19 protein-coding genes are annotated in these 24,442 nt (G+C 70.4%); 5 read left to right on the top strand and 14 right to left on the bottom strand.

The window, feature by feature from the left end; genetic code table 11:
* Positions 1-11: 11 nt before the first annotated feature.
* The 3 genes from R4I43_RS20035 to R4I43_RS20025 all read right to left on the bottom strand — a co-directional run bounded on the left by R4I43_RS20035 (position 12) and on the right by R4I43_RS20025 (position 4,042).
* Positions 12-1,874, bottom strand: a complete 1,863-nt coding sequence (locus R4I43_RS20035) for a putative bifunctional diguanylate cyclase/phosphodiesterase (RefSeq protein ID WP_324267188.1) — start codon at positions 1,872-1,874, stop codon at positions 12-14.
* Positions 1,875-2,543: 669 nt separating this feature from the next.
* On the bottom strand, positions 2,544-3,260 hold the full coding sequence (locus R4I43_RS20030) for a GAF and ANTAR domain-containing protein (RefSeq protein WP_324267187.1): 717 nt from the start codon (positions 3,258-3,260) through the stop codon (positions 2,544-2,546).
* A gap of 77 nt (positions 3,261-3,337) precedes the next feature.
* Positions 3,338-4,042: a GAF and ANTAR domain-containing protein gene (locus tag R4I43_RS20025; RefSeq protein ID WP_324267186.1), complete on the bottom strand. Its 705-nt coding sequence runs from the start codon at positions 4,040-4,042 to the stop codon at positions 3,338-3,340.
* A gap of 446 nt (positions 4,043-4,488) precedes the next feature.
* Here R4I43_RS20025 and R4I43_RS20020 point away from each other — a divergent pair, with 446 nt between their 5' ends.
* Positions 4,489-5,079, top strand: coding sequence for a TetR/AcrR family transcriptional regulator (locus R4I43_RS20020; RefSeq protein WP_324267185.1), 591 nt, complete (start codon positions 4,489-4,491; stop codon positions 5,077-5,079).
* A 108-nt stretch (positions 5,080-5,187) separates the two neighbouring features.
* A complete protein-coding gene (locus R4I43_RS20015) occupies positions 5,188-5,922 on the top strand; it encodes an SDR family NAD(P)-dependent oxidoreductase (RefSeq protein WP_324267184.1) in 735 nt (244 codons plus the stop codon).
* 104 nt (positions 5,923-6,026) lie between these two features.
* Here the strand turns inward: R4I43_RS20015 and R4I43_RS20010 are convergent, their stop codons facing one another.
* Entirely contained in the window at positions 6,027-7,211 is a 1,185-nt protein-coding gene (locus R4I43_RS20010; protein ID WP_324267183.1) for a saccharopine dehydrogenase family protein, read from the bottom strand.
* A 200-nt stretch (positions 7,212-7,411) separates the two neighbouring features.
* On the opposite strand from R4I43_RS20010, the gene R4I43_RS20005 reads away from it, so the two are divergent.
* Positions 7,412-8,056: a TetR/AcrR family transcriptional regulator gene (locus R4I43_RS20005; protein WP_324267182.1), complete on the top strand. Its 645-nt coding sequence runs from the start codon at positions 7,412-7,414 to the stop codon at positions 8,054-8,056.
* A 184-nt stretch (positions 8,057-8,240) separates the two neighbouring features.
* Positions 8,241-8,795, top strand: a complete 555-nt coding sequence (locus R4I43_RS20000) for a hypothetical protein (protein ID WP_324267181.1) — start codon at positions 8,241-8,243, stop codon at positions 8,793-8,795.
* Between the two features lies 1 nt (position 8,796).
* Here R4I43_RS20000 and R4I43_RS19995 read toward each other — a convergent pair whose 3' ends face one another.
* Positions 8,797-9,591, bottom strand: a complete 795-nt coding sequence (locus R4I43_RS19995) for an IclR family transcriptional regulator (protein ID WP_324267180.1) — start codon at positions 9,589-9,591, stop codon at positions 8,797-8,799.
* A 230-nt stretch (positions 9,592-9,821) separates the two neighbouring features.
* On the opposite strand from R4I43_RS19995, the gene R4I43_RS19990 reads away from it, so the two are divergent.
* A complete protein-coding gene (locus R4I43_RS19990) occupies positions 9,822-11,168 on the top strand; it encodes an MFS transporter (protein WP_324267179.1) in 1,347 nt (448 codons plus the stop codon).
* On the opposite strand, the gene R4I43_RS19985 is transcribed toward R4I43_RS19990, so the two are convergent.
* The 9 genes from R4I43_RS19985 to R4I43_RS19945 form a co-directional block, all read right to left on the bottom strand.
* Positions 11,152-11,610 (bottom strand): dihydrofolate reductase, encoded by a 459-nt coding sequence (locus R4I43_RS19985; protein ID WP_324267178.1) that lies wholly within the window; start codon positions 11,608-11,610, stop codon positions 11,152-11,154. The genes R4I43_RS19990 and R4I43_RS19985 overlap by 17 nt on opposite strands.
* A complete protein-coding gene (locus R4I43_RS19980; RefSeq protein WP_324267177.1) occupies positions 11,607-12,404 on the bottom strand; it encodes a thymidylate synthase in 798 nt (265 codons plus the stop codon). Before R4I43_RS19980 ends, R4I43_RS19985 begins: the two co-directional genes overlap by 4 nt.
* 104 nt (positions 12,405-12,508) lie before the next feature.
* A complete protein-coding gene (locus R4I43_RS19975) occupies positions 12,509-14,401 on the bottom strand; it encodes a TIGR04222 domain-containing membrane protein (RefSeq protein WP_324267176.1) in 1,893 nt (630 codons plus the stop codon).
* A 40-nt stretch (positions 14,402-14,441) separates the two neighbouring features.
* Entirely contained in the window at positions 14,442-15,338 is an 897-nt protein-coding gene (locus R4I43_RS19970; RefSeq protein ID WP_324267175.1) for a DUF4231 domain-containing protein, read from the bottom strand.
* Between the two features lie 147 nt (positions 15,339-15,485).
* Positions 15,486-16,775 carry a toll/interleukin-1 receptor domain-containing protein gene (locus R4I43_RS19965; protein ID WP_324267174.1) on the bottom strand — a complete coding sequence of 430 codons (1,290 nt, stop codon included), beginning with the start codon at positions 16,773-16,775 and terminating at the stop codon, positions 15,486-15,488.
* A 75-nt stretch (positions 16,776-16,850) separates the two neighbouring features.
* Positions 16,851-18,446: a BCCT family transporter gene (locus R4I43_RS19960; protein WP_324267173.1), complete on the bottom strand. Its 1,596-nt coding sequence runs from the start codon at positions 18,444-18,446 to the stop codon at positions 16,851-16,853.
* Positions 18,447-18,828: 382 nt separating this feature from the next.
* Entirely contained in the window at positions 18,829-22,062 is a 3,234-nt protein-coding gene (locus R4I43_RS19955) for an acetyl-CoA carboxylase family protein (RefSeq protein WP_324267172.1), read from the bottom strand.
* 18 nt (positions 22,063-22,080) lie between these two features.
* Complete coding sequence (locus tag R4I43_RS19950; RefSeq protein ID WP_324267171.1) at positions 22,081-23,784, bottom strand: AMP-binding protein; 1,704 nt, start codon at positions 23,782-23,784, stop codon at positions 22,081-22,083.
* A 9-nt stretch (positions 23,785-23,793) separates the two neighbouring features.
* The gene (locus tag R4I43_RS19945; protein ID WP_324267170.1) at positions 23,794-24,432 is read right to left on the bottom strand and encodes a TetR/AcrR family transcriptional regulator; all 639 of its coding nucleotides are present in this window, start codon (positions 24,430-24,432) and stop codon (positions 23,794-23,796) included.
* Positions 24,433-24,442 lie beyond the last annotated feature (10 nt).

The raw sequence follows: 24,442 nt of genomic DNA, 5'->3' as shown, positions 1-24,442 counted from the left end.
GCGTCCTGCTCCTACTGCGGCAGGGTGCCAAGGGCGCCCCGGGACAGCAGGGCGCGGAACTCGGCGGCGGGCAGAGCTCGGGAGAAGTACCAGCCTTGGTACGCCTGGCAGCCCAGCTGATCGAGGTGCTGGAACTGGGCCGCGGTCTCGACACCTTCCGCGATGCAGGTGTGGCCCGTGGCGTTGGCCATGCCGATCACCGCCTCGGTGAGCACCTGATCGGTGTGGTTGGTGGCCATGCCGGCGACGAAGTGGCGGTCGATCTTGATGAGCTGGGTCGGTACGTCCTTCAGGCGGCTCAGCGACGAGTAGCCCGTGCCGAAGTCGTCCACGGCGAACCGCAACCCGTTCTTGGCGAGCTGCCCCATCGAGTCGTAGGCACGATCGGTCAGGCCCGCGAGGGGTGTTTCCGTGATCTCCAGGACGACGCGTTGCCAGTCCAGGCCGCTCTCGTCGATCGCGTCGGAGATCTCGTCGGCGAAGCCCGCCGTGTCCGGGAGCAGACCGCTGAGGTTGATCGCGACTCCGGCAGGGCGCGGTGGCGGCCAGGTCGCGGCTTCGGCCAGCGCACGGCGCAGCACGTAGCGGTCGAGGTCGCCTACGAGGTCACCACCTTCCGCGACTTCGAGGACCAGGTCCGGGGGCAGCACGCCGTGTTCGGGATGGCTCCAGCGCAGCAACGCCTCAGCCATGATGACGGTCCCGGTGCTGTCGACGATGGGCTGGTAGTGCAGTTCGACGCCGCCCTGAGCGATCGCGTCGCGGAGGTCGGTTTCGAGGTGCAGCTGCCGGTTGACGGTCGTCATCAGGGCTGGGTGGGCGTGCGACACCTGCCCCGGCCCCGCGTTCTTCGCCTCGAACATCGCCGCGTCGGCGAAGCGCAGCAGGTCGTCGCCGGTGGTGCCCGTTCCGGTGTCCACTGCCGCACCGACCGCGGCGGAAACCAGCACCACGTGGCCGCGGACCGGGATCGCGGCGCGCAGGAGATCCGAGACCTCGGCGGTGAGCGCGTCGAGTCCCCCCACTGCGTCCACATCGGAGCAGACGATGACGAACTCGTCCCCGGAGATGCGCGCAGGTGTGCACCTGGCCGGCAGCCCGGTGCTCAGCCGGTGCGCCAACGCCAGCAGCAGTTCATCGCCCGCCTCGTGACCGAGCCCGCCGTTGACCCGCTTGAAGTTGTCCAGGTCGCAGTACAGCACCGCGACCTTCGCGCGAATCCCGTTGGCGAGCAAGCTGTCGAGGAGTTCCCGAACACCGCGGCGGTTCGGCAACCCGGTCAACTCGTCGTGCGTGGCCTGCTGGTGCCACTCGCTGGCTTCGCGCGTTCGAGCGAGGCGGAGCTCGGCGCTGGTGCGCAGGTGCTGATCGAGCTTCGCGGCGATGGCCACCGCTCCCGCCGCTTCCTCGGCGAACATGGCGACCCGTGGGAGAACCGGACTGATACCGCCTTCACTGCGGTCGTACACGTTCAACGATGCGACCACCGAGCCCCGAACCAGCAGCGGCACGGACAGAACCGAGCGAGCGCCGACGTCGAGGGCGTGTTGGACGAACTCCGGCCAGCGCGACTCGCGCCCCAGGCTGTCACTCATGACGATCTCGCCGGTGCGCAACGCCTGCGGACCCGGTCCGTCACCCATGACCTGCTGCATCTCGTCGAGGCCGGCGGCGAAGGCGTCACTGGCTCGGAACGTGAACGGTGCCTGTCCCCCATCACCGGGGACGGTCAGCCCGCAGGACAAGGCTTCGGACCCCACGCCGGCGACGCGCGAGATCACCTCGTCGAGGAAATCTTCCAAAGAATCCGTCGACAAGATCATGTCGGACAAGGTCACCGGCGCCCGAACCGTTCCCGAACCAGGAACAGACATGGCATGTCATCCTTCCACGCAGCACGACGAGTCCGCGGCGCCTATCAGCGACATACCAGGGTCCGGGGCACGCCCCGCCACGTCGCGAACCCTACGCCCCGCACCCGATCACCGCTACGGGCGACAACACCTTTTCGGAATCAAGCAAACGCACCGGATGTGCACCTACTCGCTTTTCCCGGGGTGAACCGCGATCGCCCTCCGCAGCACCCGGAACACACGCTCTCTCAGAGACCACACGCATCACTCGTACCCCTTTTGACACCTTGCGCGCTGCTGCACCTGGACATAGCGTCAGCACCTCAGAGCCCAGCCCCCGCTCTTCGTTCTCGAAGGCGGGGGTTCGTGCTTGCTCTGGCCTTGGCGCACTGCACCGGCACTCACTTCCGGGGTGCCGTCATGATCGCGCGTCGTTGACGCGCACTCGCATGCGGTATGCACGACCACACCGGTTCACTCTGGCCGGACCGTGCACCGCTGCCGCTGGGGGCGGGGCAGACCCGAAAAGACCGGGTCGAGGGGGCCCAGGCCTCGGGTCTGCCCCGTGAAACCTCCACTGTGGAGCTCCCGCTGCGGAACACCGCCAGTTCACGCGGATGCGGCGGATCCAGAGCTCGGTGCCCGGCCGTGTCGGCCGGGCACCGAGATCGTCAGCTTACGGTTGCCCGTTCAACGAGACTTGCGTTGCAGGACGTCGCCCGCCACGCTCCGGTCGATCCCCACGGTGCGCGCGAGATCGCTGAGCCTGACCCGGTGATCCCGGGCGTAGTCACGCAGCAGGACGAACGCGGCGTCGACGTCGATGCCACCTCGCTCCGCCAGCACGCCCTTGGCCTGCTCGATCGTCACTCGGCTGTTGAGGGCGCCTTGCAGCTGCTCGATCACGGTTTCGCTGCGCGCCAGCGCGCGCTGCTGCAGGATGCCGATCGTGGCCACATCAGCCAAGGCCTGCCCCAACTTCTGGTCGTCCTCGGACAGCGATGTGGCTTCGATGCTGAACAGGCTCAGCGCCCCGACGGTCTCGTCCCTCAGCCGCAACGGCAGCGCGTGGACGGCCCGGATTCCTTGTCGCCGCGCCTCGAAGGCGAACGCGGGCCAACGTCGGCCGTTGCTCTCCAGATCATCGACGAGAACGGGACTTCCCGTGTGGAACGCTTCCAAACACGGTCCCCGTTGATCGGTTTCGAGTTGGAACAGCTCCAGCATCCGGGCCTGTTCGTTGGACGAAGCCAGCAGACGCAGATCGCCGCGCTCATCGATGAGCATGAGTCCTGCGGCCGACACGGGCAGCAGGTCGACGCAGTGCGAAGCCAGCCGGTGGGTGAGGTCGACGACGTCGTAGTCATCCACCAACGTGTCTGCCATATCCACGAGCGCCTCGGTCAACGCCTGCTCGCGCCGCGGGGGGCGGGTAGTCATGGCCACTCTCCTTGATGCGATGCGAACGTGATGAGCACGAGCTCTTACTGCGGCAGGTCGGAGAAACGAAGTCTGCGCGCGACGACATCCGCGCCGACCTCGTCCAGCGACCGACCGTGCCGGTAGGCGTACGCGCGCAGCCGCACGAACGCCTCCTCAATGCTGATCTCCAGTTGCGCCGAGACCATGCCGGTGGCCTGGTGCACGGCCGCGTGGTGCCCGACAGCCATGTCGGCCAACCCGTGCCCGTCCCCGTGCGCCTGCGCGTGCAGCAGCGCCAGCGTCACCGCCTCGGCAACGACGAGCGCCTCCGTCACCTCGTGCAACGGACCGGGCTGCGTCCGGTAGCAGTCCATCGCACCGATGCTGATCGCGCCGAGCTGCAGCGGGAAAGCGAACAGGGCTCGCGCCCGGGTCGTCTCCGCCTCGTGGACGAACATCGGCCACCGCGCCTTGGCGTCACGGTCACCGAGGTCCGGGACCAGCACCGGTTGTCCGTCTGCGAACGCGGACGCGCACGGCCCCTCGCCGAGATCGAACTGCAGCTCTTCGAGGCGAGCCCCGGTCGAGTCGCTCGCCCCCAGCAGGGCACGCCCCGCGAGGTAGTTCCCACCCATCAGCGACAGTCCAACTCCATCCACCGGCAGCGCGGCCAGACACGCACCGCACAACCGTTCCGGCAGCGCGTCGAGGTCGGGAGTGCTCTCGACGATGGCGAAGAGGCCGTCTGCGAGACGGCTTCGGTCCATGACCATTGTGGTTTCCGCCCCTCCTGAACCGTCTGAACACGGCTCGAAGCCGGGTACGGAAACGGATGTCTGGGTCAACGCATCCGACCATGCCAGTACACCCCCGAGTCTACTCGTCCCGGCCGCGCCCCTGGGAAGACACGCAAGATCCAGACCGAAGCCTATGGGACGTCCCGACCCCCTACGAGCCCTGATCGTCTCGACGCCGAAATCGACACGTCGCCTCGTTCGAACAGCCCCTGACCGGCGCAGGTGACCCTGGCCCGCGGACCCGTTTCCGCTATCTCACGACGAAGACTCGAGTCCGAAGTGGACCACTGCGATCGGTGCCGCATCCGCTGCTCGCGCGCTGCCCGCGTTGTTGGACGCCGGGACCACCGATCACCAGCGGTCCACCTCTCGGAGCGATGATGGACCGGGCGGTCCAGTACGGGTAGCCTGGGCGCATGCCGCGTCCACGCCAGTTCGATGAAGAGCGCGTCCTGGCAGCCGTGCAGTCGGTGTTCTGGGACAACGGGTACGCGGGCACATCGCTCGAAGACCTCCTGGCGGCCAGCGGACTGGGCAAGGGGAGTCTGTACGGGGCGTTCGGGGACAAGCGGAGCTTGTTCCTGCGCGTGCTGCGCGAGTACGACGAGGCCAACGATCGGACGCTGCGCACGTGGCTGGAGCAGGCCGACCGCGCCGTCGACGTGATCCGCGGCTTCGTGACCGGACCCGTGCGCGATCCCGGCGGCGAACAGGCCCGTCGGGGTTGCCTGCTCGCCAACACCGCGATGGAGCTCTCCGTGAACGCCTCCGAGGTGGCGGCCGAGGCCCGGCGCAGCTACGCCGCGACCACTTCCGTGCTGGTCGACGCGATAGAGAGAGCGCAGCGCGAGGGCGACATCGCGCCCCACGTCGACCCGGACAGCACCGCCCACGCGGTGCTGGCGGGTCAGCTCGGACTGATCGTCCTCGGCCGGATCGGTCAGGACCCGGCCGCCTTGCTGGTCATGGCCGAGACCCTGATCAGCGGTCTGCTGACCAAGCCCTGAGCGTTCCCGGAGCAGTGCGAGCCACCGTTCCGGCCCAAGTTCTTGACCGGACGGTCCACATCCTGTGTTATGGACGGGTCGGTCAAGAACAGGAGTCGGGAGACTGCCATGAAGGCTCTGGAGGGCAAGGTCGCGGTCGTGACCGGGGGCAACGCGGGTATCGGACTGGCGATCGCGCGGGCTTACCTCGACGAGGGCGCCCGGGTGTTCGTCGCGGGCCGTCGTCAGGCGCAGCTCGACGAGGTCGAGACCGGACTCGGCCCCGGGGTGACCGGGGTCCGCTGCGACGTGGGCCGGCTCGAGGACCTCGACGCGCTCTTCGCGACGGTCGCCGAGCAAGCGGGTCGGATCGACGTCCTCGTCGCCAACGCCGGGATCGGGATCGTGGCGCCGTTGGGCGAGATCACTGAAGAGCAGTTCGACGCCATGTTCACCACCAACGTCAAGGGCTCGCTGTTCACCGTGCAGAAGGCGCTGCCGCTGCTCTCGCCGGGAGCGTCGATCGTCCTCACCGGATCGACGGCGGCCTCGCGGCCCGAGCCGCACCTGGCCGCGTACGGGGCGACCAAGGCCGCGATCCGCAACCTGGTTCGCGGGTTCGCCCACGACGCCGGGGAACGTCAGTACCGGATCAACGCGCTCTCCCCCGGCGGCACCCGCACGCAGGGTTTGGTCGACCTGCTCTCGGCTGAAACGGTCGCCACCGCTGGGGCGTCGGTTCCACTCGGCCGGTTGGCCGAGCCCGAGGAGATCGCCGCGGCAGCCGTCTTCCTCGCCTCGGACGCGTCCAGCTACGTCAACGGGTCCGAACTCGCCGTGGACGGAGGCTTCGCCCAGATCTGAGGCGCGCAGCGCCCGACGCCGATCCGGGCGGAGGCGCACCACGAGCGCTTCGAGCGCGCGGTGACGACTTCTCCGTGATCAGCGCCGGGCCTGCTCGGTGAGGACTACCGCTGGCCCTCGGTGGTGGCCGGATCGAGGACGGAGAACGAGATCCCGGCGTCGATGAGCCTTCGGGTGAGGTTCTCGCCCATCGCGGTCGCGGTGGTGACCTGACCCGCGGTGCGCGGGTTGTCGTCGTAGGCCAGGCACATGGCCGCCTCGGCGAGCATCTTCGCGGTCTCGGTGTAGCCGGGGTCGCCGCCGCTGATCCGCGTGCGCACCGTGCGGCCGGCGGCGCGTCCGACGAAGTCGACGGTGAACCACGAGCGGGCTCGTCGCTGCGGCGAGGGGCCTTCCCCGCGCGGGAGGCGGGAGGCGATGAGCCGCCGCAGCGGCGGCACCTGCGCGGCCGCCATCAGCGCCGCGATGCCCAGCACCGCTCCGGCGATCGTGACCGGGTTCTTGACCCCCGCGTAGTGCGTGTAGGTGAAGTTCGGACCGTAGTCGTCGCGCGCCGCGGCGGAGCGCTGGACGATGAACGGGTCGATGGTCGGCAGGGGCACCAGCCAGAGGCCGAGGTTCTGGTCGCGGTGGGGCTTGCCCGACTTCGCCCGTGCGCGACGGCCTTCGGGCCGGGGCTCGATGCTGTGGCGCTGCTTCATCGCCTGACGCATCTGCCCGGCCCGCGCGAACTGCCCCAGCGCGGAGTGGAAGGTGCCGCCGGAGATCATGGCGTTGCTGCGGACGACGCCGTGGATGGTCACCGGTGCGCCCTCGGGCAGGTGCTTGCGGGTGAACAGGGCGCCCAGGTCGTGGGGGACGGAGTCGAAGCCGCAGGCGTGCACGATGCGGGCACCGGTGCGCGCGGCCGTGGCGTGGTGGGCCAGGTACATCCGGTCGACGAACTCGGGTTCTCCGGTGAGGTCGACGTAGTCGGTGCCGGCGGCGGCGCACGCGGCCACGAGCGGTTCGCCGTGTTCCAGGTAGGGCCCGACGGTCGTGATCACGACGCGGGCCGACTCGGCGACCTCGCGGAGCGAGTCGGCGTTGGTCGCATCGGCCACGAGCAGTTCCACGTGCGCACCGGCCTCGGCGAGCTGGTCCCGGACCGCTCGGAGCTTGGCCGGGTTGCGGCCCGCCAGCGCCCAGCGCGCCTCGGGAGGGAGGTGGCGGGCGAGGTGGTCCGCGGTGAGGGCGCCGGCGAATCCGGTGGCGCCGAACAGGACGAGGTCGTACGGGCGGTCGGGCATGGTCTCCTCCGGTGGTCGGGCGGCGGGTCAGGCGAGTCCGGTGCGGTAGCGGCGCAGGGCAGCGCGCCGGGCGGTGCTTCGCGGAGGTGGGCGAGCATCGGGTCGATGCCCGGCCGGCTGGCTTCGCCGATGACCGCCCTGCCCGGCAGCGTCCGCTATGTTTACAGTGCTAACGCGTACCGTAGGGAGGGGAGTGAGCAGTGTCAACATCGGCGAAGGGCGGCTACCACCACGGAGATCTGCGCGCGGCGCTGCTGAGCACGGCCATGCGGATGCTCGAGAGCGGGGAGACCTTCTCGCTGCGCGCCATCGCCCGCAACGCCGGCGTCTCCCCCACCGCTCCCTACCGCCACTTCCCGGACCGCAACGCGTTGGAGTCCGCCCTCGCGGTCCAGGGCTTCGGCGACCTCGAGCACGACCTCACCGACGGCCGCGACCTGCCCACCTCGGTCGCCGACCTCGCGGAGTTCGGCGTCACCTACGTCGACTTCGCGATGCGCCGACCGGCGCTGTTCCGGCTGATGTTCGGCAACCCCTGCGACAACTCCGACGACGAGCGCGTCAGGGCCGCCAACGCGCTGCACGAACTCCTCGAGCAGGCACTGGCGAACGTCGTGCCCGAGTCGGACACCACCGCGCTGGCGTGCGCGGGCTGGAGCCTGGCGCACGGCCTCGCCTTCCTGCACCTCGACGGCAAGCTCCCGGCCGACTCCCCCGAGGAGGTCGCCGACCGAGTGCGCTCGGCATTCCTGGCGATGACCGACATCCCCAAAGAACGGGCGCCGCGCCTGAAGCCTCCAGCCGCACGGCATCCGGGACAGCGAAGGCGAGGGACGGATCGCTGAGACGGCAAGGGACACCCGCGATCCGAACTCGGAAGCAGACCCGACCGGTCGAACGCGTTGCGCGCGAGAGCAACTCCCGAGATGCCACCGCCGATCACCCCGCACCGAGCCGGAAGCGACACTCGATGATCGGCGACCAGCCGTCGGCTCACTGCCAGCGGATCCTTCGGCTACGCTGCCCGTCGTGTCGGAACAAGCGTGGTCGCCCAGTTCTGGGGCGGCGGTGGTCGAGTACCGGTCGAGCCGTTGGATGTTCCTCGGCGGGCTCGCCATGTTCGTCTTCTTCGGGTTCGCCGCGCTCTTCCCGGACATCGGGAGCCCCTCGTCGTCGCCGCGAGCCAACGTCTCACCGACCTTCGCGGTGTTCCTCTTCAGCGCGCTGGCATTGGGTGGGCTGCTGCTGATGTTCGGCACCGCCCCCCGCACGCATCGCTTCTCCGTGGACGAACGCGGGCTGTGGTGGCGAGCCGGTCGCAAGTCGGACCTGATCGCGTGGGAGGAGCTGCGGGCCGTGCGCGGCCAAGAACCACGCCAACCCGTGCAGGGCGACCCGAACTCGAAGGCGGTGCTGTCGGCCCTGGTGTTCACCCCCGTGGACCGCCGCTTCGTCACCCGCCATCAGGCGCTGCTGAATCAACTGCCCAAGGCCGATCCGGAAGTGCAGCTGCGGCTGCCCGTCGACGTGGTCCGGCGGTTGACCCAGCAGGTGACCGCGGTCCGGCCGGACCTGCTCGGCTGATTCACGACCGCGCACTCCGGCTGCGGAGGTCGCTGCGGTGGGGCGGTGCGCCGAAGCTGAGCGAGATCTGGCGGGCCGCGTCGGTGACGAGCGCGCCGTGCTCCGGGAAGTCTCCGGTCGCGCCGCCGGGGTACGCCAGCGCTGCGGCGCTGATGCCGCCGATCACCTGGCCGAGGTGGTCGAAGACCGGGGCACCGACGGCGATCACGCCGTCCTCGTTCTCCTGGTGGTCCTCGGCGTAGCCCGCGGTGCGCACGTGGTCGAGTTCGCGCAGCAACGACTCCACGTCGGTGTGCGTCTTCGGCGTGCGGGCGGGCATGCCCGCGCGGCCGAGCAGCGCGCGCACCGCTTCGTCGGTCATGCAGGCCAGCATCGACTTGCCCGCCGACGTGGAGTGCAGGCACATGCTCATCCCCACGCGCGAGGCCAAGTGGTACGGCTTGCTGCCCTCGACCTTGACCGCGTAGACAGCTTCGTCGCCGTGCAGCAGTGCGAAGTGGACGGTCCACCCGGTGCGCTCCTGGAGCTCTTGCAGCGCGGGCCGCACCTGGCCCGGCAGGTCCAGCTGCTGCAAGAACTGGCCGGCCAGCGTCAGGATGCGGGGACCGCTGACGTAGCAGCCACTTCCGGTGTTGCGCGAGAACCCGCGCTGGGTCAGCGTTTGCAGGATCCGGTGGACCGTCGGCTTGGACAACCCGGTCGCCTGCGCCAGCTCCGCGACGCTGGAGTGCTCGGCGAGCGCCTCCAGCACGTCGAGCGTCTTGTCGGCCGCCGTGCGCCGGGAGTTGCTGTCCATGCTCCTCAATCTAACCGCCGCCGCCGGCGTCGCGGACTTCGGCGAGCCGCGCGCTCTCGCGGGCGCCTCGGAAATTGTCGCGTGACTGGCTTCACATCCGGCCCGGGCCGTGGCACGCTGTCTGGCATCAAAGGCGGAATACCGTTTCATCTGACGGAACGGATGGCGCGTGGGCAACGTCGTGGACCCCTCCGGTCTCCCCTCGCCCCTGACTCGACGAGGAGACAGCGGTGTCTGAAACATCCCCCGCCATCACGCCGACGAGCGGTGCGGAGCTCAAGCGCGTGGTGTGGGCGTCCATCGTCGGCACCGCGCTGGAGTGGTACGACTTCTTCATCTACGGCACCGCTGCCGCGCTGGTCTTCAACAAGCTCTTCTTCCCGCAGCAGGAGGCCGCGGCCGGAACCCTGATCGCCTTCGCGACCTTCGGCGTCGGGTTCGTCTTCCGGCCGCTGGGCGGCTTCCTGTTCGGCCACCTCGGAGACCGCATCGGCCGCCGATCCACCCTGGTCATCACCACCCTGATCATGGGGCTGTCGACGGGCGCGATCGGCCTGCTGCCCACCTACTCCAGCATCGGCATCGCGGCGCCGATCCTGCTGACGCTGGCGCGGATCTGTCAGGGCCTGGGCGCCGGTGCCGAGTTCGGCGGCGCCTCGACGCTGCTCGCCGAGCACGCCCCTGCCGAGCGGCGCGGCTACTTCACCTCGTTCGCGCAGATGGGAGTCCAGATCGGGCTGGTCATGGGCACCGTCGTGTTCCTGCTCGTCGGGCTGCTGCCGGACGACGCGGTGCAGACCTGGGGCTGGCGTGTGCCGTTCCTGGTCAGCTTCCTGCTGATCGCGGTCTCGCTCTACGTGCGGCTGCGGGTCGCCGAGTCCCCGGTGTTCGAGAGCATGACCCGGGGCAAGCGGGTCGTGAAGATGCCGATCATCGACGCCCTGCGGGACTACCCGCGCAACTTCGTCGTCGGCATCGGAGCGCACATCTGCGACACCGCGCTGGTCTACCTCTGCGCGACGTTCTCGGTGTCCTACGTGACCCAGCAGCTGCAGCTCCCGAGATGGGTCGCGCTGACCGGTGTGATCGCCTTCGCCGTGGTCGTGATCATCTTGCAGCCGGTCTACGGAGCCCTGTCGGACCGCATCGGCCGTCGCCCGCTGAACCTCTTCAGCGTGGTGTTCACGGCCCTGTTCGCCTACCCGTTCTTCGCGCTGCTCAACACCGGTGTCCCGGTGCTGATCTGGCTCGCGCTGATCGTCGCCACCGCTCTGGGGCTCGCACCGATGATCGCCGTCCAACCGGTGTTCTACTCGGAGCTGTTCGGAGCGCGCGTGCGCTACACCGGCTTCGCCGCCTCGCGCGAGATCGGCGCGGCGATCGCGGGCTTCTCACCGACCATCGCGGCAGCGCTGCTGGCGGCCTCCGGCGGCCAGCCCTGGCTGATCGCGCTGTTCATGGTCGTCACCGCGGTGATCTCGCTGGTGGCGTTCCTGTACTCGAAGGAGACCAAGGAGGTCGACATCACCCGGGCCGACGTCGCCGACGGCGGGCGCGATCTCAGCCCCAGGTCATGAACCGGTAGTGCAGCCCGGTCGACGACTCCTGCCACGGCCCGACCGAGTCCGGCGGGCGCTCCACCTGCGGCGCGTAGGTGTCGCCGTCGAAGGACTCCTGGATCTCGGTGACCACGATCCGGTCGGCCAGCGGCAGAGCCGCCCGGTACACCGCCGCGCCACCGATCACCCACACGTCCCCGGACACCGCCGCCAGCGCCTGCTGCAGGTCGGGGAAGGTCTCCGCGCCCTCCTGCGGCGTCCGGGACAGCACGACGTTGCGCCTGCCCGGCAGAGGCCGGAAGCGGGGCGGCAGCGATTCCCAGGTGCGCCGGCCCATCAGCACCGTCGCGCCCGCGGTCACGGAGCGGAAGTGCTTCAGGTCCTCCGGCAGGTGCCACGGCATGGTGCCGTCGCGGCCGATCACACCGTTGGCCGACTGGGCCCAGACGAGCCCGATCACACCGCCACCGGGGCCTTGATGCCGGGGTGCGGGTCGTAACCGTCGATCTCGAAGTGCTCGTAGGTGTAGTCGAACAGGCTCTCCGCGGGCTTGAGGTTCAGCGCCGGGAACAGCCGGGCGTCGCGGGCCAGCTGCGTGCGGACCTGCTCCTCGTGGTTGTCGTAGATGTGGCAGTCACCGCCGGTCCAGATGAAGTCACCGACGCCGAGGCCCACCTGCTCGGCGATCATGTGCGTCAGCAGCGCGTAGCTGGCGATGTTGAACGGCACGCCGAGGAACAGGTCCGCGCTGCGCTGGTAGAGCTGGCAGGAGAGCTTGCCGTCGGCGACGTGGAACTGGAAGAACGCGTGGCACGGTGGCAGGGCCATCCGCGGGATGTCGGCCACGTTCCAGGCGGAGACGATGATCCGCCGCGAGTCCGGGTTCTCCCGCAGCGTGCGCAGCACCTCGCTGAGCTGGTCGACGTGCCCGCCGTCCGGGGTCGGCCACGACCGCCACTGCACGCCGTAGATCGGGCCGAGGTCGCCGTCCGGTGCCGCCCACTCGTCCCAGATCGTCACGCCGTTCTCCTGCAGCCACGTGACGTTCGAGTCACCGCGCAGGAACCACAGCAGCTCGTAGGCGATCGAGCGGAAGTGCACCTTCTTGGTCGTGATCAGCGGGAATCCCTCGGACAGCGGGTAGCGCAGCTGGTGCCCGAAGATCGACCGCGTGCCCGTTCCGGTGCGGTCCGCTTTGCGAGCGCCCGTGTCCAGCACGTGGCGGAGCAGGTCTTCGTACTGCGTGTCCGGCATGCCCGCGAGCCTAGTCCGTCCCACCCGCAGCGGCGTGAGCACGGTGTTGCGGCCGCCGACGGCCTCGCGCCGTCACCGGCCGGCGACGCTGCGTCGAGCGCTGGTCAGCGGAGGTGCTTGGAGATCAGCGCATCCGCGATGGCCAGCGCGACCAGGAGCACCAGCGTCCTCGCCGCGGACAGACCGGGCACGACGCGGTGGTCGCTGCTCCGGCCGAAGGGAACGGGCAGCACGATGCCCGGCCAGAAGACCCGGTTGCTGTGGAACACCGGGTACAGCGCGTGCACCAGCCGATTCCGCAACCGGCGCAGGCTGGGGCGGATCGCGATGCGGCCGCGGTGCAGCTGCAGCAGCGCGTGGCGGTGGAACGCGACGAAGTGCGGGGTCCAGTCGCGGTCGAAGTAGATCAGCCCGTGGACCTCCTCGTTCTTCCGCACCGAGTGCTTGCGCGGATCGGCGGGCAGCCCCGAGCGGAAGTACGCCTGGGTGCGCTCCCGGAACCGCGCGTACTGCGCGCGGTCGAGCGGCACCAGGATCACCAGCCTCTCCGGTGGAACGCGCGAGGTCGCCTGGGCGAACTCCCACCGCAGACCTTCGCTGTGACCTGCCGAGATCAGCACGAGCGAGGCGTGGTGCAGCAGGCCGAGCACTTCGGCCTGCCACCGCTGGAGGTTCCAGCCCGGCCCGATGACGGCGGTCGCGTCCTCGGGGACGTGGATCTGCGCCGGTCCCAGGCCCGGCAGCGGTGCACCGGGGTCGCCGATCGCGACGACCTTCCCGAACCCGCGGACCGCGCGGACGACCTCCTCGATGTAGGAGGACCGGGAACCCAGCGCCACCAGCAGCCACCGGAACGGTGAGGCTTGCTCCAGCATGGCGTCGTGCTCGAAGGAGCGGAGGTAGAGCACCGGCGGCCGGACGCTGGTGCGCAGCACCTCGCGCCCGTCCGCGGCGAGGTGCTTCTTGCCTAGCGTGGTCGACCAGGCACCGGCCAGGCTCAAGACCACCAGCAGCCCGATCGTCAGGTACCCCGGGCCGGATCTCACCAGCCCGCCCAGCGCCGCGAGCACGCAGGCCACGCCCAGGACCCGGAAGAGGAACCCGAGTCCGCGGCGCGGGCCGGAGCTCGCGAACGCCATCCGGGACCCCGGCGACCAGGACCGCGGCAGCGGGCGGAGCTCGGCCCGCTCGGCCGTGTAGCCCTTCCAGCCCATGAACGGCACCATGCCGATCGCGGACCCGGCCCACCCGGTCGCCAGCCCCCACTCACCGGCACGTGCCGTGACGATCCCGCGCACCTGGCGCACCACCGCTTCGTCCAGGACCTCCTCGCGCTTGCGCTGCTTGTCCGAGGGCGTGCACTCGGCCACCACCTTCGCCATCGCCGACTTCAGGCGCCTCGCCCGCCGGGAATGCGCCAGCGGCAGCACCGTTTCACTCGCCGCCCAGACGACCAAGGCCCCGAAGCCCGCGAAAACCAGTACGCCGATCGCCGCATCCCGGGACACCCCGTGCAGCAGTCCCATCGCGATCACAGCGAGCGGGATCAGCGCCCGGCCGACCCAGACGATCGGCGTGCGTCCGGGATAGCTCAGCAGGAATCCGGCCGACACCAAGCCCCGTCGCAGATCTGCGGCCGTCCCGGTCCGGGCGAACAGCAGGGCGAGCCGGGTCAGGCTGTTGGTGCGCTGCAACAGCACGAGCACTTCCCGCTGCACGGGATCCCGGACTCGCCGGGCGGCATCGGGTCCGGGGCGGTATTCGGTGCGTCTGCCGTGGTGGACGGTGACCCCTCCCGATTCCACCAATCCCGCGACTGCGGTCTCGACGACCCAGGACGAGCCGCCGCCGAGGAAAGCCACGTCGTAGGGGCCCAGCGGGCGCAGCACGGACGTGTCCGGGAACGATTGCACCCAGAAGTACGCGCCCGCCCGGACGACCACGGCCGCCGAGAGTGCCACGACGTACTGGACGACCATGATCGTGTTCTGCGTCATCAGAACTCCCTACCGCCGTGCGGCGGCAGTCTCCGGCGGGCTATTCACCGTGCGAGGAACGCCAGGTGCTGTGCTCGCGGCTGATGGCCGCCTCCGAGTCCGCGATCGCTGCGGCCCACGCCGATTCGGCGGAGTGGTGGTGCAGGTGCTCTCGGACCAGTCCGAGCTCGTGCGTGGCGACGACGTAGGCGTGCGCGGTGGTCGCGTGCTGCCGGGTGCTCGTCCACGCCGCCAGGCCGGAGATCGTCGCCGCGACGATCCCGGCGAGGTCGAAGGACACCACCCCGAAGGCCTTGGCCAGCGCAGCGGAAACGCCGACGAGTTCGCACACGAGCATGAGCCGCTGGTAGATGCCGGCCTGCCGCCGGTGGAACTGGGCCTTGTCGGCGTACCAGGTGCGTTGGTCGTCGATGCGGTCGGCCAGGTAGGCGTTCTGCCGTTCGGCCAAGGGGGCCGCGCGCAGCGATCGCATCCGGTCGCTGATCACGTTGGCGCGGCTGGGCAGCAGCGGGACGGAGCCGAAGTCGGTGCGCAGCTTGGCGATCCGGTCGAGGAACAGGCGATCGGCCTCGGCCTGCGGCAGGCTGGTCTGGAACGGCGCCCCGCCGACCGCATAGCGCCAGGCGAGCGTCTTCGTCGACTCGGCCAGCGCGCGCCCGTCGTACCAGGCTTGGTTGGAATGGCTGCGCAGCACCAGGACGTCGATGCTCAGGGCGCCGACGAAGAACAGCGCGGTGCCGATGGCGGCGATGTCGGCCGGCCCCACGGTGATCGTGATCGCGGCGGAGATCGCGGCGAGCACCGACAGCAGCAGTCGCGCTCGCACTGCCCTCAGGTAGGTGCGCTGGCCGAGGACCGACACCGCGTCGGCGGCTTGGAAGAGCCCCGGCATGTCCTCGGACTCGAGGGAAGGCTCCGCCTGCGCGCTTGCTGTCATCGCGACCGATGCACCTCTCTCCGCGGGCCCTCGCTCGGGAAACCCGTGTCGTCCTCGCACTGCTCCGGGCCGATCACCGCCGCCCGCGGGTCCTGATCTTGCCAGTTCCGCTTGTCCCGCAGCAGCAAAATCGCCTGAACGGCCTCCCTAGAGCTGCAGCCCGTCCGCCGGGACGAACGCGGCGGAGTTGTCCTCGACGTTGGCCACGAAGTGGACCAGGTACCACTGCCGGTCGGGCAGCACGCCGACGACCCGCAACCCTTTGGCCCGGCCTACTTCCTGCCGTTCCGGCGCAACCGCAGGGGCCGTGGAGTCGGGTTTCTGCCGGAGCACCGCGTCCGGCGCCAGCCGGGTGGGCTCCGGGGTCGGATCATCGGGCCGCGGCTCGATGCTCGTCGGGGTGCAGTACTCGAAGTAGGCGCCGTCGCAGAACTCGTAGCCGTTCAGCACGGCCCGGTCGCCCTGCAACGAGTACACCGAGTACACCGGCTCCCGCTCCACCTGCAGCTCGGTGATGATGATCTGCGCGCGCCCGTCGGCGGCGGTGCGCACCCGTGGCGTGGTGTCCCCGAGCGCCGACAGCACCTCGCGGTAGTCACCGGGCGACTTCGTGACGTGCACGGTCATCTGGCACCCAGCTGAACCGCAGAACCGGGGCGAGTGGTTCTGCACCACGTAGTCGATGAGGCCGTCGCCGTTGAGGTCATCGGTGCGGGCGATGAGGACGGACGGGTCGTCCACCTCGACGTCGTGCTCCTCGGCGAACCACTCGCGGAAGTCGGCGACCTGCCGCTCGGGCCTGCGCTGCTCGGCGAGGTTCTGCTTCCAGAGCGCGCCCCCGACGATCGCGGCGACCAGCACCACGAACGCCACCCAGGCGGCCAGGATCCGCTGGCGGCGGCGCCGGTGCCGCCCCCACAGCAGGTCGAAGTCGACGCCCAGCACCGCGGCGGCGATGCGCACCAGCGCCCGGCGACCCACTTCGGGCTGGTCCCGGCAGTCGATCCACAGCGGGCCCTCACCCAACTCCCGGAGCGCTGCGGGAAGCGGCGGATGGCATTGCCCGCCTTCACCGATCGCCACGATCGCCAACCGATCCACCCCGCGGGTGCGGAGGAAGTGCTCGACCTCCAAGTCGACGTAGCGCGATCGCGCGGAGTCCGGCGAGGCGAGCAGCACCATCGCCGCGGAAGCGTCGATGGCGGAGCGCAACCTCTCGTCCAGCATGCCCGCGGCCGCCCGGTCGGGTTCGCCCCGCACCCGGGGCCCCCGGCGCCCGCCGCGCGTGCCTCGTTCGCGCGGCGGCCGCTGCAGCGCCGGTGGGACGGCGAACCGCTCCAACCGGCGCTGCAGCGATCGAGCTGTCCGCAGGTCAGCTCTGCTGTAGGACAGGAACGCCCAGTACCGCGCTCCGGTCCTCGCTTGCGGGACGGACATGTGCACACCACCTGCGGACGCCTTGCAACCGGCGCCACCGCATCACCCGCGACCTGCGGTCGTGGCGCGCGATGATCAAGGTACCGCGTCCGGGACCTCGTCGTGCGCGGAACGCTCCTCACCGGTCGACGCGGTGCGCTGCCCGGTGCGGATCGGCTCGCCGAGGGCGTGGTCCTGCCGGAGGGCCTTGTAGAAGGCCACGCAGATGCCGACCAGGATGATCGCGAACGGCGTGCCGGTGAGCACCGAGGCCTTCTGCAGGCCGTCGAGGCCGCCGGAGACCAGCAGCACCGCGGCGACCCCGGCCAGCAGCACGCCCCACAGCAGCCGCACCCAAGTCTTGGGGTTGGGCTCACCGCCGGTGGACAACTCGCCCAGCACCACCGTCCCGGCGTCGGCCCCCGCGACGAAGAACACCCACAGCACGATCAGCGTGATCACCGACATGATCCCGGCCAGCGGGTACTGCTGGATGAACACGAACATCCCGGCCGCCGGGCTCTGCTGCACGGTCTGCGCGATGTCCCCGGCCAGGCCGCTGCGCGCCAGCTGCAGGGCGGCACCGCCGAACACCGCGATCCAGACCATGCTGACCAGGCTGGGAACCAGCACGGTGGCGGCGACGAACTCGCGGATCGTGCGGCCGCGCGAGATCCGCGCCATGAACAGGCCCACGTACGGGGCCCAGGCGATCCACCAGGACCAGTAGAAGACCGTCCAGCTGCCCATCCACCCGTTCTCCGGGCTGAAGGCGTCGAGCCGGAAGCTCATCGGCACGATGTCGCCCAGGTAGTTGCCGAGCCCCTCGGTGAAGGCGTTGATCTGGGTGATGCTCGGCCCCACCACGAAGTAGAAGATCAGCAGGATCGGCGCGATGAGCATGCTGATGTTCGACAACCACTTGATGCCGTGCTCGATCCGGGTCGTCGCCGAGCCCATGAACGCGGCCGTGGTCAGCGCCAGCACGATCAGCTGGACGATGATTCCCGTTGGCAGTCCGAATGTTTCGCCCAGACCGGCGGTCATCTGCAGCCCTGCCTGGCCGAGCGCGACGGCGATGCCGAAAACCACTGCCAGCACGGCCAGCACGTCGATGGCCTTGCCCAGCGGTCCGTCGACCCGGTCGCCGAGCAGCGGCCGGAAGATCGCGCTGAGCAGCCCCCGCTCGTTCCTGCGGTGGGTGAAGTAGGCGACGGCCAGGCCGGCGACCGCGTAGATCGCCCAGGGGTGCAGCGCCCAGTGGAAGAACGAGTACTGGATCGCCACCCCGGCGGCCTGGTCGGTGCCGGGCGGTGCCAGGCCGAAGGGGACGTCGACGTAGTGCGACAGCGGTTCGGCCAGGCCCCAGAAGATGATCGCCGGGCCCATCCCGGCCTGGAACATCATGGCGAACCACGACATCCGGCCGAACTCGGGTTCGTCCTCGTCGGCGCCCAGCTTGATCCGCCCGTAGCCGCTCAGGCCCAGGTAGATGACGAACACGAGCAGGACGTTCGCGGCGAGCAGGAAGAACCAGCTCATGTCCGAGACGACGTGGTCGAAGAGCTGGGTCGTGATGGTCCCGAACCCGTTCGGGTCCACCGCGCCCCACAGGACGACCAGCGCCGAAACGGCGATCGATACCGCGAAAACGGTATGATTCGCCGCCCGATTGCTTTGCGATGTTTTCATTGTGAAATCCTGTTTTGGAGATTTCGGCACGAGCGGAATGCATCGCCGCTTCCCCGCCGGGAAACGGCGAACTCTTCGACAGGTGTGATGACCCTCCTCACAGGACGCCCGCGCGGGGCGTCGCCGGCTGTCGATGCGCCGGCATCACGACTTCGTCCTGCGCCGTTCTCTCAAGCTCGGCAGGGCTTTTCACAAGCCGCGCCGCCAGCGATGTGGCGGGTCGGGCGCCAGGCGGCAGGACCTCTTTCGTTGTGTGCTTCCGCTGAGGCTCTCAGCTGCGCGCCGCTCGATCAAACCAATCAGGGGAATCTGGCTAGACGGATTTTGAAGGGCTCCGATAGAGAGCTTCTATCAGCACTGTCCAGCCGCGGTTTCGCGTCTCTCACACACCGGCGTCCCGCCGGGGCCGCAACGTGGCGATCCAGCGCCGGGTGTCGGCCGGGTCGATCACGTCGTCGAGTTCGAAGGTGGTGGCCGCGCGCAGCGCCCGGCCGCGCTCGTAGGCCTCGGCGACCAGCTCGTCGTAGAGCTTCTTGCGCGCGGCCTCGTCGGGTGCGGCCGCGAGCTCCTTGCTGTAGCCCAATCGGACCGCGCCTTCGAGCCCCATGCCGCCGATCTCGCCGGTGGGCCAGGCCACGGTGAACTGCGGGGCCCGGAAGGAACCGCCGGTCATCGCCATCGCTCCGAGGCCGTAGCCCTTGCGCAGCACCACCGCGCCGAACGGCACGCTCAGGCGCGCGCCGAGCACGAACAGCTCACCGAAGCGCTTGACCGTCGCGTCCTTCTCGGCTTCCGGGCCGACCATGAAACCCGGTGTGTCGCAGAGAGACACGATCGGCAAGCCGCCGGATTCGCAGACCATGAGGAATTCTCCCAGTTTCCCGGCCGCTTCGGCGTCGATCGCGCCGCCGAGGTGGTGGCTGCTGTTGGCCACCAGGCCGTAGGCGACGCCCTCCACGCGGACCAGCGCTGTCACGATGCCCACGCCGTGGTCCGCGCGCAGCTCCAGCACCGAGCCCACGTCGGCGATGGCGTCGATGGCGCTGCGGATGTCGTAGGCGCGCAGCCGGTTCTCGGGCACCACGTGCCGGGCCAGGCGCGGGTCCGGTGCTTCCCACTCGACCCCTTCGCCCGGCGACAGCGGGCTCTGGAAGTACGACAGGTAGCGGCGCGCCAGCTCGACCGCCTGCTCCTCGTCGGCGGCGACGAGGTCGACGACACCGTTGCGGCGCTGCACGTCGATCGGGCCGATGTCCTCGGGCCGGTACTCCCCCAGCCCGCCGCCGGAGATCATCGCCGGTCCGCCCATGCCGATGTTCGCATCGGGGGTGGCGATCACGACGTCGCACGCGCCTGCCAGGGCGGCGTTGCCCGCGAAGCAGCGCCCGGAGACGATCGCCACGGTCGGTGCACCACCGCGCAGCGAACCCAGCAGCCGGAACGTCGGAACGTCCAGTCCCGCAACGACATCCATGTCGGTGTCGCCGGGACGGCCACCGCCGCCCTCGGCGAACAGCACCACGGGAACCTGCCGGTCCCGGGCCACCACGAGGATCCGGTCGGTCTTGGCGTGGTTGCGCATCCCTTGCGTTCCGGCGAGCACCGAGTAGTCGTAGGACATCACCACGACTTCAGCCGCCCCTCGGCCGAACCGGTCGGCGCCGATGGTCGCGACGCCGCCGACGAGGCCGTCGGCCGGCGTGTTGGTGATCAGGTCCTGTTCGGACCGACGCCTGCGCTGTGCCGCGATCGCCAACGACCCGTACTCGACGAAGCTGCCCGGATCCACCAGGTCGGCGATGTTCTCGCGCGCGGTGCGGTGACCGAGCCGGTGCCGCTTGGCCACCGCCTCGGGACGTGCCGGGTCCTGGGTGAGGGCCTGCCGCTCGCGCAGCTCGTCGAGATCGGGCCGGGAGGCGTCGAGGTCGAGCTCGAAGGCGGATTCCGCCTCCACCGCGCGGGTGGGTGCGTGCACCACCAGCGGATCTCCCGGCGCCACCGTGCGGCCCGGCGGGACCAGCGCGCGCACCACGCGCGCCGCGTGATCTGCGGCCAGGACGTGCTCCATCTTCATGGCCTCCAGCACGACCAGCTGGCCACCCGCCGGCACCTCGTCGCCTTCGGCGGCGACCGCGACGACGGTGCCCGCCATCTGGGCCCGCACCACCTCTTCGCCCGGCCGCAGCTCCAGCGCGGGGACCGACGCCGAGGTCGTCGGGGCGGTCGCCTCCGCTTCGGCCACCAGCCGTGGCGCGCTGCCCGCCAGGAACGCGGTGCTCACCGGACCTGCGCGCAGGTCGTCGTCGGCGAGCAGGGCGCGCAGGAACGGGATGTTCGTGGCGGCGCCCTCGATCGCGAACTCCCCCAGGGACGCGTCGAGCTTGGCCAGCGCGGCGGCGCGGGTTCCCGCGCGCACGATCACCTTGGCCAGCAGGGAGTCGTAGCGGGGGCTCACCACCAGGCCCGGCAGCCCGAAGGTGTCCACCCGGACGCCCGGCCCGGTGGGCGGGGTGAAGGTCGTGAGGGTGCCCGCGGTCGGCACGGCGCCGCCGTCGGGGGTCATGGTCTCCAGGTTCACCCGGGCCTGGACCGCCGTGCTCGCGGCGGCGGCAGGTTCGCCCCGCGCGCCGCCCGCGTCGGCGACGACGCCGCCCGGGAGCGCGAGGTCGTGCAGCGCGGCGCCGTCGGCGAGGGCGAGCTGCGCGGCCACCAGGTCCGCGCCGGTGACCTCCTCGGTGATGGTGTGCTCCACCTGGATCCGGGGATTGACCTCGAGGAACGCGAACTCCTGCCCGCGCACGAGGAATTCCACCGTGGCCAGCCCCCGGTAACCGAGGCTCGCGCACAACCGCACCGCGCACTCGTGCAGCCCGCGACGCACCTCGGCCGCCAGCTCGGCGGGCGCGATCTCGAGCAGCTTCTGGTGCCGCCGTTGCACGCTGCAGTCCCGGTCGCCCAGCGCCAGGGCGGTGGTGCCGTCGGCGACCACTTGCACTTCGACGTGCCGGGCGTCGTCGAACAGGGCCTCCGCGAACACCTCCCGGTTCCCGAAGCCCAGTTCGGCCTCGTCGGCGCACGCCCGGTGGGCCTCGTCGACCGCTGCGGCGTCGCGGACCACCCGCATGCCTCGCCCGCCGCCTCCGGCCAGGGCCTTGATCATGATCCCGCCCGGGTTCTCGGCGAAGAAGGCGCGCACCTCCTCGGCGGTCGCGGCACCGGTGGTCGCGGGCAGCACGGGCACGCCGACCGCCTCCGCGGCCGCGCGCGCAGATGCCTTGTCCCCCAGGGTTTCCAGCACCGCCGGATCCGGTCCCGCGAACTCGAGGCCCGCCGCCGCGCAGGCGCGCGCGAATTCCGCGTTCTCCGAGAGGAATCCGTACCCGGGGTGCACGACGTCGGCACCGGAGCGCTCCGCGGCGGCCAGCACCGCGGCGTGGTCGAGGTAGGCGGCCGGGCCGACCCCGGCCAGCGGCAACGCCTCGTCGGCGGCGTGGACGTGCGGCGTGTCCGCGTCGTCTTCGGCGTACAGGGCGACGGTGTTGACCCGCAGCTCGCGGGCGGTGCGCACGACGCGCAGCGCGATCTCACCGCGGTTGGCGATCAGCAGCTTCTTCATCGGTACGAGCTCCTCCGGCTACGCGTGGTCGCGGGCGGCGGGCAGTTCCGCGGCGCGGTCGAGCAGCTCGCCCTTGCGCACCTTGCCCGTGGCGGTCATCGGCAGCCCGTCGACGACGACGAATTCGGGGACCTTGTACCCGGCCATGTTCTCGTTCGCCCACTTCCGCAGTTCCTCGCTGGTGGCGCTGTCCCGCACCACCACGAAGGCGACCGCCACCTGACCTCTCGCGCGGTCGGGCCGGGGCACCACGGACACCGACTCGATCGCCGGGTGCAGCCGCAGCAGGGCTTCCACCTCCGACGGGAACACGCTCATCCCGTTGGTCTTGATCATCTCCTTGGCGCGCGCCAGGTAGTGCAGCGCGCCCCACTCGTCGAGCCGGCCCACGTCGCCGGTGTGCAGCCAGCCGTCGCGGATCGTCTCCGCGGTCGCGTCGAGCCGGCCGTAGTAACCGGTCAGGATCGACGGGCTGCGCACGATGATCTCCCCGGGCGTGCCCACCGGGACGGGCTCGCCGGAGTCGTCGACGATGAGCACGTCGGTTCCCGGAACGGGCAGACCGCAGAAGACGGGATCGGCGTGCAGGTCCCGGTCGTCGTCCTGGAAGCCGAGCGTGAACGTGTCGGCCGTGTGCGTCTCGGTCATGCCGTAGGAGGCCTCCCGCAGCACGCTGCCGACCGCTTCCCGCCACCGGTGGCGGACTTCCGGCGTCAGCTTCAGCACGAACGAGACGGCGAGCGCGTTGCGCAGCGTCGACAGCCGGGTGCCGTCGAACTCCGGCAGGTCCATCAGCTCCACGTAGTTGTCGACCGTGGCCACGAGGTCGGTGACGCCGTGCCGCTCGACCAGGGCGACGACCGCAGCCGGGTCCCAGCGCGTCATCAGCACGATCTGCTGGCCGTTCACCAGCGGTTTGAGCACGCCGAAGTCCTCGCCGGCGATCCAGAAGACCGGCAGGAAGTTCAGCGACACGACCTCGGGGTCGCCGATCTGCGAGCCGCCGGCGGCGCTGGCGGTCGCGGCCGTGTAGACCATGTGCCGCTGGGTGTGCTCGCAGCCCTTCGGCATCCCGGTGGTGCCGCCGGTGTAGTTCAGCGCCGCGAGCGCGTCGGGGTCGCTCGGCCGCGCTTCGGCGCGCGCCGAAGCGGTGATCTCGGCCCAGTCCGACCGCTCCGCGGTGAGCTCGAACGGCACCGGCACGTTCGGCTCCTCGGTGAGCAGGTCGGCGAGGCCGGTGAAGGCCACGTGCCGCAGCGGCGTGTCGGCGCGCACCGATTCCACGAGGTCGGCGAAGGTGTCCTGCGCCAGCAGCACCGTCACCCCGGCGTCGTCGAGCTCATAGCGCAGCTCGTGGCCGCGGAACATGGGGTTGACCGGCACGTGGACCGCGCCCGCCTTGAGGATGCCGACCATCGCGATGAGGAACTGCGGGCAGTTGCTCAGGAACACGCCGACCCGATCCCCCGGCGCCACACCGCGTTCGGCGAGCCAACCGGCGAACCGGTCGCTGAGCTCGTCGTACTCGGCGTAGCTGATGTCGCGCCCGTAGAACGAGATCGCGGTGGTGCCCGGTCGCGTCGCGGCCCAGTGCCGGAGGTGCTCGGGCAGGCCGGGGACGTCGACCGGGTACTCGACGGTGCGCGGCACCTGGTCGGGCCAGTGGGCGGCCTGCAGCTCGCGGATCTCGGCGAGCGCGATGTCGCGGCGGGACAACGGCATTCGGACCTCCTAGGGTTCGGGACGCGCGTCATCGGTGACGCCGACCGCGCGCTCGGTGAGCCTGATGTGATCGGTGATGAACTGCTCTTTGACCTCGTCGGGGGCGTGCCCGAGGCGGGCGGCGCCGCGGACGATCGAGTCGCTGAGCATCGAGACCAGTTGCGGGGGCGGCACGCAGGGATCGATCGTGGCCGGGTCCAGCCCGGACAGGTAGTTGGTGAAGCGCCGCTCCAGCCGCTGCCGCAGCGCGCTCCACAGCTCGTCCACTTCGGGGTCGACCCCGGCGCGGTTGTCGATCTGGGCCACCAGAGACCCGTTGGCGAAGATCGCCTCGGCAAAGGCGCGGGTGGTCGCCCGCAGGACCGTGACCGGCGGCAGGGACTCGATCCCGTCCAGCAGCTGGGTCGATTCCAGCTGGGCGCAGACCTGTTCGGTGACCGCGAGGAAGGCCTCGTCCTTCGAGCGCAGGTAGGCGTAGAACGTCGGCCGCGAGGTCTGCGCCCGGGCCGCGATCACCTCGACGGTGGTCGCCGCGTAGCCGAGTTCGTCGAAGCAGGCGGCCGCGGCCGCGAGCAGTTCCTCGCGCCGGGGACCGGACGTCTCACGCCGACTGGCCCGCGCGCGTTCCTGAGCATCACTTGTCGTCACCGCTCCATTG

The organism is Saccharopolyspora mangrovi, from assembly GCF_035320975.1.
GTDB classification, from domain to species: domain Bacteria; phylum Actinomycetota; class Actinomycetes; order Mycobacteriales; family Pseudonocardiaceae; genus Saccharopolyspora; species Saccharopolyspora mangrovi.
This window is presented reverse-complemented; position numbering and strand designations above follow the sequence as displayed.

Bases quoted from the DNA above. Each gene is read 5' to 3' on its own strand.
- R4I43_RS20035 (WP_324267188.1), bottom strand. From the start codon at position 1,874: ATGTCTGTTCCTGGTTCGGGAACGGTTCGGGCGCCGGTGACCTTGTCC.
- R4I43_RS20025 (WP_324267186.1), bottom strand. From the start codon at position 4,042: ATGGACCGAAGCCGTCTCGCAGACGGCCTCTTCGCCATCGTCGAGAGC.
- R4I43_RS20020 (WP_324267185.1), top strand. From the start codon at position 4,489: ATGCCGCGTCCACGCCAGTTCGATGAAGAGCGCGTCCTGGCAGCCGTG.
- R4I43_RS20015 (WP_324267184.1), top strand. From the start codon at position 5,188: ATGAAGGCTCTGGAGGGCAAGGTCGCGGTCGTGACCGGGGGCAACGCG.
- R4I43_RS20010 (WP_324267183.1), bottom strand. From the start codon at position 7,211: ATGCCCGACCGCCCGTACGACCTCGTCCTGTTCGGCGCCACCGGATTC.
- R4I43_RS19995 (WP_324267180.1), bottom strand. From the start codon at position 9,591: ATGGACAGCAACTCCCGGCGCACGGCGGCCGACAAGACGCTCGACGTG.
- R4I43_RS19980 (WP_324267177.1), bottom strand. From the start codon at position 12,404: ATGCCGGACACGCAGTACGAAGACCTGCTCCGCCACGTGCTGGACACG.
- R4I43_RS19975 (WP_324267176.1), bottom strand. From the start codon at position 14,401: ATGACGCAGAACACGATCATGGTCGTCCAGTACGTCGTGGCACTCTCG.
- R4I43_RS19970 (WP_324267175.1), bottom strand. From the start codon at position 15,338: ATGACAGCAAGCGCGCAGGCGGAGCCTTCCCTCGAGTCCGAGGACATG.
- R4I43_RS19965 (WP_324267174.1), bottom strand. From the start codon at position 16,775: ATGTCCGTCCCGCAAGCGAGGACCGGAGCGCGGTACTGGGCGTTCCTG.
- R4I43_RS19960 (WP_324267173.1), bottom strand. From the start codon at position 18,446: ATGAAAACATCGCAAAGCAATCGGGCGGCGAATCATACCGTTTTCGCG.
- R4I43_RS19955 (WP_324267172.1), bottom strand. From the start codon at position 22,062: ATGAAGAAGCTGCTGATCGCCAACCGCGGTGAGATCGCGCTGCGCGTC.
- R4I43_RS19950 (WP_324267171.1), bottom strand. From the start codon at position 23,784: ATGCCGTTGTCCCGCCGCGACATCGCGCTCGCCGAGATCCGCGAGCTG.